This is a genomic window from Cupriavidus sp. WGlv3, assembly GCF_023952475.1.
Classification (GTDB): Bacteria; Pseudomonadota; Gammaproteobacteria; order Burkholderiales; family Burkholderiaceae; genus Cupriavidus; species Cupriavidus phytorum.
The window spans coordinates 723,859-735,390 of the sequence record NZ_JALHRX010000001.1 but is presented as its reverse complement, the minus strand read 5'-3'; the positions used below and the strand labels follow the sequence as shown (position 1 = coordinate 735,390).

The following is an 11,532-nucleotide window of genomic DNA, read 5'->3' as shown; positions in this document are numbered from 1 at the left end:
AATCGAAGGGGTTCTCGATCGCCGGCGGCGGCGACACGCTCGCCGCCATCGCCAAGTACGGCATTGCCGACCGCGTGGGCTACATCTCCACCGGCGGCGGCGCATTCCTGGAATTCCTGGAAGGCAAGACGCTGCCCGCCTTCGAAGTGCTGGAGCAGCGCGCCGCAGGCTGACGCATCCGCCCCGCGCCTGGCGGAGCCGTGGGCCCGCCGGTCGCGCCAACCGGCCGTCGGGCCATCGAGCGCTGAAACCAGGAAACCCCGCATGACCCGTTCCACCAAGATCGTCGCCACCATCGGCCCCGCCTCCAGCTCGCTGGAAATCCTGACGCGCATGATCGCGGCGGGGGTCGACGTGGTGCGGCTGAACTTTTCGCACGGCACCGCCCAGGACCATCTCGACCGCGCCCGGCTGGTGCGCGAGGCGGCGCAGGCATGCGGGCGCGAGGTCGCCATCATGGCCGACCTGCAGGGTCCCAAGATCCGCGTGGGCAAGTTCGAGCACGGCAAGGTCCTGCTCAAGGCGGGCGAGCCCTTTATCCTCGATTCCAGCTGCAAGCTTGGCAACGAAGAGCGCGCCGGCCTGGACTACCAGGACCTGCCGCGCGACGTCGGCCCGGGCGACCTGCTGCTGCTCAACGACGGCCTGATCGTGCTGGTGGTCGATCGCGTGCTGGGCAACGAGATCTTCACCACCGTGCGCGTGGGTGGCGAGCTGTCCAACAACAAGGGCATCAACCGCCAGGGCGGCGGGCTGTCGGCGCCGGCGCTGACCGCCAAGGACATGGAAGACATCAAGACCGCCATGGCCCTGGGCGCTGACTACCTCGCGGTGAGCTTCCCCAAGAACGCCACCGACATGGAAATGGCGCGCCAGCTGGCCGCCGTGGCCGGCCAGCCGCACGGCCACCGGGCCCGCATGATCGCCAAGATCGAGCGCGCCGAGGCCATCCATCCGGGCGTGCTGGAAGAAATCCTGCAGGCTTCCGACGGCATCATGGTGGCGCGCGGCGACCTCGCCGTGGAAGTCGGCAACGCCGCCGTGCCGGCGTTGCAGAAGCGCATGATCAGGCTGGCGCGCGAGGCCAACAAGCTGACCATCACCGCGACGCAGATGATGGAAAGCATGATCGTCAACCCGGTGCCGACCCGCGCCGAGGTCTCGGACGTGGCCAACGCCGTGCTGGACGGCACCGATGCCGTGATGCTGTCGGCCGAGACCGCCGCCGGCCGCTATCCGGTCGAGACCGTCGAGGCCATGGCCGCGGTCTGCATCGAGGCCGAGAAGTCCGAGGTGGTGCAGCTCGACACCGATTTCCTGAACCAGACCTTCTCGCGCATCGACCAGTCGGTGGCGATGGGGGCGCTGTTCACCGCCTATCATTTGCAGGTGAAGGCGATCGCGGCGCTGACCGATTCCGGCGCGACCGCGCTGTGGATGAGCCGGCACCGCATCCATGTACCGATTTACGCGATGACGCCCAACCTGGCGTCGCAGCGCAAGATGCAGCTCTACCGCAACGTGGTGCCGCTGCCGCTGCAGTCGAGCACCGACCGCGATACCGCGCTGGAGCAGGCCGAGGAGCTGCTGCTGGCGCAAGGTGTGGTGCAGCGGGGCGATTTCATCGTGCTGACCATCGGCGAACCGATGGGACAGCCGGGCGGTACCAACACCCTGAAGATCGTCAGGGTGGGGCATTGAGCGCCGACAGAAGAATACCGAGACATCCCATTTTCATTTAGGAGTTAGACATGCCACTCGTTTCGATGCGCCAGCTGCTGGACCACGCAGCCGAGAACAGCTACGGCCTGCCGGCCTTCAACGTGAACAACCTCGAGCAAGTGCAGGCCATCATGCAGGCGGCCGACGAGGTCAACGCTCCGGTGATCATGCAAGCCTCGGCCGGCGCCCGCAAATACGCCGGCGAGCACTTCCTGCGCCACCTGATCGAAGCCGCGGTCGAAGCCTATCCGCATATCCCGGTGGTGATGCACCAGGACCACGGCCAGTCGCCGGCGATCTGCCAGGCCGCGATCGACCTGGGCTTCTCGTCGGTGATGATGGACGGCTCGCTGCGCGAAGACGGCAAGACCCCGGCCGACTACGAATACAACGTCGACGTGACGCGCAAGGTGGTGCAGCTGTCGCACGCCATCGGCGTGACCGTCGAGGGCGAGCTGGGCTGCCTGGGCTCGCTCGAAACCGGTGAAGCCGGCGAGGAAGACGGCATCGGCGCCGAAGGCAAGCTGGACCACTCGATGCTGCTGACCGATCCCGAGCAGGCCGCCGACTTCGTCAAGGCCACCCAGCTCGACGCGCTGGCGATCGCCATCGGCACCTCGCACGGCGCCTACAAGTTCACCCGCAAGCCCACCGGCGACATCCTGGCGATCAACCGCATCAAGGAAATCCACGCGCGCATTCCCAACACCCACCTGGTGATGCACGGCTCGTCGTCGGTGCCGCAGGAACTGCTGGAAGAGATCCGCAAGTTCGGCGGCGACATGAAGGAAACCTACGGCGTGCCGGTCGAGGAAATCCAGGAAGCGATCAAGTACGGCGTGCGCAAGATCAATATCGACACCGATATCCGCCTGGCCATGACCGGCGCGATCCGCCGCTTCTTCGTCGAGAACCCGAGCAAGTTCGACCCGCGCGAATACCTGAAGCCGGCGCGCGAGGCCGCCAAGCAGGTGTGCAAGGCGCGCTACCTGGCGTTCGGCTGCGAAGGCCAGGCCGGCAAGATCAAGCCGGTGGCGCTGAGCGAGATCGCGCAGCAGTACAAGTCGGGCAAGCTGGCGCAGGTCGTGCAGTAATGTCCCGTGTCCGCCTTCCGCGCAAGGGGAAGGCGGCTTGCAGTTCCGGCCGCCGCGGCACGCTTCCAGCGCCCGGCGGCTTCGCCGTTTTATCGGAACCATCATGACCAACGCTCTCTACCAGTCCTCCATCAACTCGCTGCCGCTGCTGGGCCACGGCAAGGTGCGCGACAACTACGCCGTCGGCAACGACAAGCTGCTGATCGTCACCACCGACCGCCTGTCGGCGTTCGACGTCATCATGGGCGAGCCGATCCCCGACAAGGGCCGCGTGCTGAACCAGATGGCGAACTTCTGGTTCCGCAAGCTCGCCCACATCGTGCCGAACCACGAGACCGGCATCGCGCCCGAGACCGTGGTGGCCGCGGATGAAGTGGAGCAGGTCAGGGGCCGCGCGGTGGTGGTCAAGCGCCTCAAGCCGATCCTGGTCGAGGCCGTGGTGCGCGGCTACCTTGCCGGCAGTGGCTGGAAGGACTACCAGGCCACCGGCAAGGTGTGCGGCATCGAGCTGCCGCCGGGCCTGCAGAACGCGCAGAAGCTGCCCGAGCCGATCTTCACGCCGGCGGCCAAGGCCGAGATGGGCGAGCACGACGAGAACATCTCGTTCGCCGAGGTCGAGGCCCGCATCGGCATCGCGCTGGCGCGCCAGATGCGCGAGATCTCGATCCGCCTGTACAAGGAAGCGGCCGAGTTCGCCGCCACGCGCGGCATCATCATCGCCGACACCAAGTTCGAGTTCGGCCTGGACGACAACGGCGTGCTGACGCTGATGGACGAAGTGCTGACCGCCGACTCGTCGCGCTTCTGGCCCGCCGATTCGTACCAGGTGGGCACCAACCCGCCGTCGTTCGACAAGCAGTTCGTGCGCGACTGGCTGGAAGCCGTGCGCATCGACGGCAAGCCCTGGCCCAAGACCGCGCCGGCGCCGCAGCTGCCGGACGACGTGATCGAGAAGACCGCGGCGAAGTACCGCGAGGCGCTGACGCGCCTGACGGGCGAAGAGTTGAAGTAAGTTTCCCTTCGGCTTCGCGCAAGCCGACGGTGCTGCCCTCTCCCCTCACGGGAAAGGGCAGCAAACAAGCAAGGATCAAACGTGAGCAAGCAAGATAAGCCATTGGTCGGCGTCGTCATGGGCAGCAGCTCCGACTGGGACGTGATGCAGCACGCCGTGGCGATGCTGAAGGATTTCGGCGTGCCGTTCGAAGCCCGGGTGGTATCCGCGCACCGCATGGCCGACGACATGTTCAGCTATGCCGAGAGCGCCCGCAGCCGCGGCCTGCGCGCCATCATCGCCGGTGCCGGCGGGGCCGCGCACCTGCCCGGCATGATCGCCGCCAAGACCATCGTGCCGGTGTTCGGCGTGCCGGTGCCGTCGAAGTACCTGCGCGGCGAGGACTCGCTGCTGTCGATCGTGCAGATGCCCAAGGGCGTGCCGGTGGCTACCTTCGCCATCGGCGAAGCGGGCGCGGCCAACGCCGCGCTGCACGCGATCGCCACGCTGGCCACTACCGACGACGCGCTGGCTGCCGCGCTGGAAGCGTTCCGCGCGAAGCAGACCGAAGCCGCGCGCGCCATGACCTTGCCGCTGTAATGCTGCCGCTGTAACCCTCCGGACCCACACGGAACCGAGCAATGCCTACCGATATCCATCCCCACCTCTCCGAAGCCCACACGCCGGAATCGCGCGCCGAGTTCGGCGTCGACCGTCCCGACGCGCCCATCCTGCCCGGCGCGTGGCTGGGCATGCTGGGCGGCGGCCAGCTCGGCCGCATGTTCACGCATGCGGCGCAGGCGATGGGCTATCGCGTGTGCGTGCTCGACCCGGACCAGGACAGCCCGGCGGGCGTGGTCGCCGACAAGCATATCTGCGCCCAATACACCGACGAGGCCGCGCTGGCCGAGATGGGCAAGCTGTGCCAGGCGGTCAGCACCGAGTTCGAGAACGTGCCGTCGCTGTCGCTGGACCGGCTCGAGCAGCTGGGTGCGTTCGTCGCGCCGCGCGGCTACTGCGTGTCGATCGCGCAGAACCGCATCGGCGAGAAGAAGTTCTTTGCCGCCTGCGCCGAGCGCACCGGCGTGCCGACGGCGCCGCACTGGGTGATCCAGCACGACGCCGACGTCGACCAGCTGCCCGAGCACGTGCTGCCCGGCATCCTCAAGACCGCGCGCATGGGCTACGACGGCAAGGGCCAGGCGCGCGTGAAGACGCGCGACGACGTGCGCGCCGCGTGGAAGGCAATGCAGCACGTGCCGTGCGTGCTGGAGCAGATGTTGCCGCTGGCGTACGAGGTGTCGGTGCTGGCCGCGCGCGGCGCGGACGGCGCCACCGCGACCTGGCCGCTGGCCGAGAACGTGCACCGCGACGGCATCCTGTTCTCGACCGAGATGCCGTCGACCAGCGTCTCGCCCGAGATCGCCGAGCGCGCTCGCGCCGCGGCTGCCGCCATTGCCACGGAAATGGGCTATGTCGGCGTGCTGTGCATCGAGTTCTTCGTGCTGACCGATGGTTCGCTGGTCGCCAACGAAATGGCGCCGCGCCCGCACAACTCGGGCCACATCACCATGGACGCCTGCGAGACCAGCCAGTTCGAGCAGCAGGTGCGCGCCATGGCGCGGCTGCCGCTGGGCAGCACGCGCCAGCATTCGGCCGGCAAGATGCTGAACCTGCTGGGCGACGTGTGGTTCGAGTTCGGCCTGGAACGCACCCCGGCCTGGGACGAAGTGATGGCGCAACCCGGCGCCAAGCTGCACCTGTACGGCAAGAGCGATGCGCGCCCGTCGCGCAAGATGGGGCACGTCAACTGCATCGGCGAGCATGCCGAAGCCGCCGACGCGGCCTTCGCCGCGGCCGCGCAGGCGCTGCATATCCCGCTCTGAGTTTCCGTCGACCGCCACGCCACCTTTTGAAGGAACACGATGTCGCCGCGCACGCCCACGGCCGCCGAACTGGATGAAGCCGTCCGCCTGCTCGAGGCCGGGCAACTGGTCGCCTTCCCGACCGAGACCGTCTACGGCCTTGGCGCCGATGCCGAGAATCCCGCGGCCGTCGGCCGCATCTTCGCGCTCAAGGGCAGGCCGTCGAACCATCCGGTGATCGTGCACGTGGTCGACGGTGCCGATATCGGCTACTGGACCGACGACGTCCCGGCGGCCGCGCAGCAGCTGATCGACGCCTTCTGGCCCGGCCCGCTGACGCTGATCCTGAAGCGCGCCGCGCATATCGACGCCGCCGTCGCCGGCGGGCAGGACAGCATCGGCCTGCGCTGCCCGTCGCATCCGGTGGCGCAGGCGCTGCTGTCGCGCTTCAAGCGCGGCCGCGGCGGCATTGCCGCGCCTTCCGCCAACAAGTTCGGCCAGGTCAGCCCGACCACCGCGCAGCATGTGCGCGAGGAATTCGGCGACGCGGTCTATGTGCTGGAGGGCGATGGCGTCGAAGTCGGCATCGAATCGACCATCGTCGACCTGTCGCGGCTGGAGCAGGGCATCGGGCCCGTGCTGCTGCGCCCGGGCGCGGTCACGGTGGGGATGCTCGCGCAGGTGCTGGGCGAAGCCCCGCTGCCACCGGACGCCGCCGCGCCGCGCGCTTCGGGAACCCTGAAGGCCCACTACGCGCCGCACACGCCGCTGCTGCTGGCCGACGCGCAGGCCGCCGCCGCGCGCCTGCAAGCGCTGCCGGCGGATGCCCGCGTGGCATGGGTCGGGCGCGCGCCGCTGGCGGACCAGCGCTGCACCTGGGTGCAGGCGCCTGCCGATGCCGCCGCGTATGCGCAGGAGCTGTACCGGCTGCTGCGCAAGCTCGACCGGCAGGGATATACGCAGCTGGTGTTCGAGGTGTTGCCGGAGGGGCAGGACTGGGCCGGGGTGCGCGACCGGCTGGAGCGGGCGGCGGCGGCGTTTGGGGGGTGAGGGCCGGCGCGTGCCAGGCACGCGGCCGTCGACATTACCCCGCCAACAATCGCAACGCCGTATACACCGCCATCCCCACCACGATCATCCCCACCATCTTCCGGGTCAGCAGGTAGAACACCGTCGCCGCCACCCCGGCCATCAGCTTGTAGTTCGAAAACGCCACGGTGAAATGCCCCTGCCAGGTCATCAGGTCCGGCAGGATGATGGCGGCCAGCGCCGCTGCCGGCGCATAGCGCAGCGCGCGCTGGATGCGGTCCGGCACGGTGATGTGCTCCCCCGCCATCAGAAACAGCGCGCGCGTGATCACGGTGACGACCGCCATGCCGACGAGCGCGATCCAGACTTCGGTATGGCTCATGCGCGGTCTCCCGGAAGGTCCGCAGGCTCGGACGCCGGCTTGGCGAGCGGTGCCTGCTTGCGCCGCTGGATGCCGCGCAGCGCGGCACGCGCGGCCAGTTCGTCGCTGGCCATGCCGGCGGCGATCGCGCCCACCACGGCCACCACCAGCCCGAGCCGGTACGGCAGGTCGAAGCACAGCAGCGCCAGCACCGCGGAAATCACCACCGCCATCAGCGTCGAGCGCGAGTTGATGGTGGCGATCATCACCGGGATCAGCGCCATGGTGCCGGCCAGCCCCAGGCCCCAGCTGTCGGGGAACAGGCTCGCCAGCACGATGCCGATGATCGACGACACCTGCCACATGCAGAAGTTGGTCAGGGCCATGCCCCAGAAGTACCCTTCCTTGCCCGGCTCATAGCCGGGCGTGCTGTACTTCTGCAGGAAGTAGACGAAATGCAGGTCGCCGTTGAAGAAGCCCAGCACGGTGCGCCGCGCCAGCGTCAGGTAGCTGAAATGCGGCTGCATGCCGGCGCTGAAGATGACGAAGCGCAGGTTGACCATGGCCGCGGTCAGCCAGATGGTCCACAGCGGCAGCCCCGCGGCGAACAGCGGCAGCACCGCCAGCTGCGCCGAGCCGGCGTAGACCAGCAGCGACATGCCGATGGCCTCGGGCACGGTCAGCACGGATTTGCTCATGGCCACGCCGGTGACCAGGCCCCAGGAAAATACCGCGGGCAGGGACGGGGCAAAGCGGCGCGCGCCGTCGATAAAGCCGGCGCGTTCGGCCGGTGCGAAGCGATGCCAGAGGCGCAACCACACCGGGGGTTGTCGGGAAGTCATGTCAGAGGAAGCGGGGGCGATGCGGCCCGGGGCCGAAGGCCGGCCCGGAAGGCTGCCGCCGCAGGACGCGGCCGGCACCCTGGCATTATAGGGTGGGATGGCGGGCTGGTAAGCGAGCGCTTAACAAAATGCCGCCGCGGCGTTGGCCGCAGGCCACGGCGCCGTGGCGTGGCCCGGCCCGGGCGGCATCAGGGTGCCCCGCGGTACACCCACTGCAGCAGCGCGTCGTGCGCCTCCTGCGCCTGCGCGGCGTTGGCATGGTTGATCATGCTCACCACCACGTAGCGGCCGCCCTCGGCCGCATCGACATAGCCGGCCAGCGCGCGCACATCGGCCAGCGTGCCGGTCTTCAGGTAGCCGCTGCCGGCCGCGCTGGCGCGGGTCAGGCGGTTGCGCAGCGTGCCGTCGACGCCCAGCACCGGCAGCGAGTCGATCAGCACCGGCCCGACCGGGCTGGCCGCAGCCTGCTGCAGCAGCCGCGCCATGTCATAGGCGCTGATGCGTTCCGCGCGCGACAGGCCCGAGCCGTTGTCCAGCACCAAGCCCGGCATGTCCAGCCCCTGGCGCGCCAGCCAGCGCTGCACCACGCGGATCGAGCGCCCGGTGCTGGCGGGCCCGCCGCGATCCATCTCGGCGCCGAGGGTCAGGAACAGCTGCCGCGCCATCACGTTGTTCGAGAACTTGTTGATGTCGCGCACGATATCCGCCAGCGGCAGGCCGTGGTGGCGCGCCAGCAGCACCGCGCCGCGCGGCACCTTGCCGCTGCGCAGCGCCGGCAGCCGGGCAAAGCGCCCGCCGGCGCGCTGCCACTCGGCGACAAAGCCGCCCCAGGTGAATTCCGCATGCGACAGCGTGGCGATATTGAGCACGTGCTCGCCGCAGTCGCTGGCATAGTCGCCGTAAAAAGAGGCCAGCACGGTGCCATCGGCTTGCGGCAGCACGGTCGGGCTGGCGCTGCTCTGCCAGTCGCCGCAGCGGCCGTTGGTCAGCGTGAGGCGGTTGTCCAGCTTGAGCTGCGCCAGCTCCGGCGTGACGCTGACCGCCACGGTCTGCGAGGCCGGGTCCGGCGTCAGCGTGAACGACAGCGTCTTGAAGGCGTACAGAAGCGCATCGGGCCCGACGTTGTAGGCGCGCTGCACCTCGCCGTCGATGGTGCCGTTGCTGTCCAGGCCATCGGCGAAGTAGCTGCGGTCCAGCACCAGGTCGCCGTTGATGGTGCTGGCGCCGGCGGCGCGCGCCCGCGCCACCAGCTTGGCCATTTCCTCGGGCACCAGCTTGGGATCGCCATGTCCGCGCAGGTAGACGTTGCCGTTGACGGTGCCGTCGAAGCCCGGCTGCGCGTCGGCGTAGAGCGAGGTCTGCCAGCGGTAGTCGGGGCCGAGCAGCTGCAGGCCGGCGAAGGTGGTGACCAGCTTCATGGTCGACGCCGGGTTCATCGGCTGCTGCGCGTTCCAGCTGGCGCGCGCGGTGCTGTCGCCCAGCCGCACCACGTAGAAGCTGGCCGCCGCGGCCGGCACCCCGGCGCGGCGCAGGGCCGCGGCCACCGGGGCGGGCACGCCGGCGCCGACCAGCGCCGGATCGGCGGCGGCCTTGGTGGCGGCCTTGGCGGCGGCTTTGCCGGCTTTCGACGCTTTGGCGGGCTTGGTGGCCTTGGTCGCCTTGGCCGCCTTGGTGGGCGGCTTGGCGTAGGCCGGTGTCAGTGCCGGGCCGCCGGCCAGCAGCACGGCGGCAAGGAGGGGCGAGAGCAATAGCGACAGGCGGCGCGGCAGCGCGCCGGGTCGCGCTGCGGTGGGCGCGGCGAGGGTTCTTGGCATGGCGGCCATGTTAACGCATGGCCGTCCGCAATCGGATGACAGTTACGACGGCGCCGCGGTTCAGCCGGCGCGCGGCGGCGCCAGCCGTGCCAGCAGCGCTTTCAGCGTGGCCTGCTCGGCTTCGCTGAGCGCCGAACTGACGTGGGCGTCGTGCGCCACCACCGCCTGCGTCGCGGCTTCCAGCGTGCGGCGTCCGGCCGGGGTCAGCACCAGGCTGTAGGCGCGCCGGTCGCCCGCGGCGGGGCGCCGCGCCACCAGCTTCATGGCCTCGAGCGCATCCACCAGCAGCACCGCGCCGGAGCGCGCGATGCCCAGGATCTGCGCCAGTTCGGTCAGCTTCAGGTGCGGGTTGCGCGAGATGATCACCAGCGCCGAGAAGCGCGGCGGGGTGATCTGCCATTGCGCCAGCGACTGCACGAAGTCTTCGTAGATGCGGATCTGCGCGCGGCGGATGGCGTAGCCGACCAGGTTGTCGAGCACGCCGTAGTCGATGTTCGGCACATGCGGGTCGAAGCCGGCGTCGGTACCGTCGCCGGCGGCCGGGTCGGGCGCCAGCGCATCGCGCGTCCTGCGCCGCGCGGGGGCTGCGGCGGTGCGAGCCCGCCGCGCGGGGGTGGCGGGCGGGGTGCCGGATGCGTCGGGAATCATTTGAGCAGTTTCCAGTTGCCGTTCTCAATTGTCACCATAACCCGACCACGCTGGTCAAAGCCATAGTGGTCTTGCGCACTGAAGTTCAGCACCCCGTGCGAGACCACGATGTCGCGCTCGGTTTCCAGCGCGTGGCGCAGCGCCTGGCGGAAGGCCGGCGTGCCGGGACGGGCCTGCTTCAGCGCCACCGGCACGATGCGCTCCAGCACCAGCCCGGCATCGTAGGCGTGGGCGCCGAACTGCGTACGGGTCTCGGCCCCGTACTGCTTTTCATAGCGGGTGACGTAGTCCAGCCCGGGCTTGCGCACCGGATCGCCGGCGGGCAGCTGCTCCGGCACGATCACCGGGCCGGCGGGCAGGATCGCGCCGTTGACCAGGCGCCCGCCGATGCGGATCAGGTCCTTGGTGGCCGCGCCGTGGGTCTGGTAGAGGGTGCCGCCGTAGCCGCGCTCGCGCAGCGTGGTGTGCGGCAGCGCGGCGCCGGTGCCGGCGCCGGCGATCAGGATGGCATCGGGCTTGGCGGCGATCAGCTTGAGCGCCTGCGCGGTCACGCTGGTGTCGGCGCGGCCGTAGCGCTCGGTGGCGATCAGGCGGATGCCGTTGGCGGTGGCGGCGGCGGTGAAATCCTTCAGCCAGGTCTCGCCGTAGGCATCGGCAAAGCCGATAAAGCCGATGGTCTTGACGCCCTGGGTCTTGGCGGTGGCGGCCACGGCATTGGCCATCAGCCGCACCGGCTGAGCCAGCCGGAAGGTCCATGCGCCGCGCCCGGGCTTGAGCTCGATCGGCGAGAACGCCAGCTGAACGGTCTGGGCTTCGTCGGCCACCTCGGCAATCGCGATCGACGGCGCCACCGCGGATGAGCCCAGGATGATGTCGACCTTGTCCTCGGCGACGAAGCGGCGTGCCGTCTTGGCGCCCTGGGTCGGATCAGAGGCATCGTCCAGCACGATGTAGCGCACCGGCTCGCCGCCGATCCGCTGCGGCAGGTAGGCCAGCGAGTTTTTCTGCGGGATGCCGAGCGAAGCGGACGGGCCGGTGGTCGACAGGCTGACGCCGACGGTGATCTCGGCGAGCGCGGTGGCGGCGGTGAAGGCTAGGGCGATGCCGAGTGCGAGGCGGGTGCGCCTGGCAGGGATGTGGGACGCCATGGTGGTTCTCCTCGAAGC

General features: G+C 69.5%; 12 protein-coding genes. 7 read left to right on the top strand and 5 right to left on the bottom strand.

Annotation, left to right across the window (positions count from 1 at the left end; translation table 11 throughout):
* The 7 genes from pgk to MKD38_RS03430 form a co-directional block, all read left to right on the top strand.
* On the top strand, nucleotides 1–173 hold a 173-nt coding region (pgk, locus tag MKD38_RS03460), incomplete at its 5' end, for a phosphoglycerate kinase (protein WP_252674673.1).
* A 91-nt stretch (nucleotides 174–264) separates the two neighbouring features.
* Nucleotides 265–1,701 (top strand): pyruvate kinase, encoded by a 1,437-nt coding sequence (gene pyk / locus MKD38_RS03455; RefSeq protein ID WP_112773703.1) that lies wholly within the window; start codon nucleotides 265–267, stop codon nucleotides 1,699–1,701.
* Nucleotides 1,702–1,751: 50 nt separating this feature from the next.
* Nucleotides 1,752–2,816 carry a class II fructose-bisphosphate aldolase gene (gene fba / locus MKD38_RS03450; protein ID WP_018008879.1) on the top strand — a complete coding sequence of 355 codons (1,065 nt, stop codon included), beginning with the start codon at nucleotides 1,752–1,754 and terminating at the stop codon, nucleotides 2,814–2,816.
* A 103-nt stretch (nucleotides 2,817–2,919) separates the two neighbouring features.
* Nucleotides 2,920–3,828: a phosphoribosylaminoimidazolesuccinocarboxamide synthase gene (locus MKD38_RS03445; RefSeq protein ID WP_111518501.1), complete on the top strand. Its 909-nt coding sequence runs from the start codon at nucleotides 2,920–2,922 to the stop codon at nucleotides 3,826–3,828.
* Nucleotides 3,829–3,909: 81 nt separating this feature from the next.
* On the top strand, nucleotides 3,910–4,407 hold the full coding sequence (gene purE, locus MKD38_RS03440; protein WP_252674656.1) for a 5-(carboxyamino)imidazole ribonucleotide mutase: 498 nt from the start codon (nucleotides 3,910–3,912) through the stop codon (nucleotides 4,405–4,407).
* Between the two features lie 41 nt (nucleotides 4,408–4,448).
* Nucleotides 4,449–5,693, top strand: a complete 1,245-nt coding sequence (locus tag MKD38_RS03435; protein ID WP_252674655.1) for a 5-(carboxyamino)imidazole ribonucleotide synthase — start codon at nucleotides 4,449–4,451, stop codon at nucleotides 5,691–5,693.
* A 39-nt stretch (nucleotides 5,694–5,732) separates the two neighbouring features.
* Nucleotides 5,733–6,722 carry an L-threonylcarbamoyladenylate synthase gene (locus MKD38_RS03430; RefSeq protein WP_252674654.1) on the top strand — a complete coding sequence of 330 codons (990 nt, stop codon included), beginning with the start codon at nucleotides 5,733–5,735 and terminating at the stop codon, nucleotides 6,720–6,722.
* A gap of 34 nt (nucleotides 6,723–6,756) precedes the next feature.
* On the opposite strand, the gene MKD38_RS03425 is transcribed toward MKD38_RS03430, so the two are convergent.
* From MKD38_RS03425 to MKD38_RS03405, 5 genes are all read right to left on the bottom strand, one after another.
* Nucleotides 6,757–7,083, bottom strand: coding sequence for an AzlD domain-containing protein (locus tag MKD38_RS03425; protein WP_252674653.1), 327 nt, complete (start codon nucleotides 7,081–7,083; stop codon nucleotides 6,757–6,759).
* On the bottom strand, nucleotides 7,080–7,904 hold the full coding sequence (locus MKD38_RS03420) for an AzlC family ABC transporter permease (RefSeq protein ID WP_252674652.1): 825 nt from the start codon (nucleotides 7,902–7,904) through the stop codon (nucleotides 7,080–7,082). Before MKD38_RS03420 ends, MKD38_RS03425 begins: the two co-directional genes overlap by 4 nt.
* A gap of 188 nt (nucleotides 7,905–8,092) precedes the next feature.
* Entirely contained in the window at nucleotides 8,093–9,727 is a 1,635-nt protein-coding gene (dacB, locus tag MKD38_RS03415; protein WP_252674651.1) for a D-alanyl-D-alanine carboxypeptidase/D-alanyl-D-alanine endopeptidase, read from the bottom strand.
* Between the two features lie 51 nt (nucleotides 9,728–9,778).
* Nucleotides 9,779–10,366: a MarR family winged helix-turn-helix transcriptional regulator gene (locus MKD38_RS03410; RefSeq protein ID WP_252674650.1), complete on the bottom strand. Its 588-nt coding sequence runs from the start codon at nucleotides 10,364–10,366 to the stop codon at nucleotides 9,779–9,781.
* On the bottom strand, nucleotides 10,363–11,514 hold the full coding sequence (locus MKD38_RS03405) for an ABC transporter substrate-binding protein (RefSeq protein WP_252674649.1): 1,152 nt from the start codon (nucleotides 11,512–11,514) through the stop codon (nucleotides 10,363–10,365). The genes MKD38_RS03410 and MKD38_RS03405 overlap by 4 nt, the downstream gene beginning before the upstream one ends.
* Nucleotides 11,515–11,532 lie beyond the last annotated feature (18 nt).

Excerpts from the sequence above, each read along its gene's own strand:
- MKD38_RS03405 (WP_252674649.1), bottom strand. The coding sequence starts at position 11,514 with ATGGCGTCCCACATCCCTGCCAGGCGCACCCGCCTCGCACTCGGCATC.
- fba (WP_018008879.1), top strand. The coding sequence starts at position 1,752 with ATGCCACTCGTTTCGATGCGCCAGCTGCTGGACCACGCAGCCGAGAAC.
- MKD38_RS03430 (WP_252674654.1), top strand. The coding sequence starts at position 5,733 with ATGTCGCCGCGCACGCCCACGGCCGCCGAACTGGATGAAGCCGTCCGC.
- pyk (WP_112773703.1), top strand. The coding sequence starts at position 265 with ATGACCCGTTCCACCAAGATCGTCGCCACCATCGGCCCCGCCTCCAGC.
- MKD38_RS03435 (WP_252674655.1), top strand. The coding sequence starts at position 4,449 with ATGCCTACCGATATCCATCCCCACCTCTCCGAAGCCCACACGCCGGAA.
- dacB (WP_252674651.1), bottom strand. The coding sequence starts at position 9,727 with ATGGCCGCCATGCCAAGAACCCTCGCCGCGCCCACCGCAGCGCGACCC.
- MKD38_RS03425 (WP_252674653.1), bottom strand. The coding sequence starts at position 7,083 with ATGAGCCATACCGAAGTCTGGATCGCGCTCGTCGGCATGGCGGTCGTC.
- MKD38_RS03420 (WP_252674652.1), bottom strand. The coding sequence starts at position 7,904 with ATGACTTCCCGACAACCCCCGGTGTGGTTGCGCCTCTGGCATCGCTTC.
- MKD38_RS03410 (WP_252674650.1), bottom strand. The coding sequence starts at position 10,366 with ATGATTCCCGACGCATCCGGCACCCCGCCCGCCACCCCCGCGCGGCGG.
- MKD38_RS03445 (WP_111518501.1), top strand. The coding sequence starts at position 2,920 with ATGACCAACGCTCTCTACCAGTCCTCCATCAACTCGCTGCCGCTGCTG.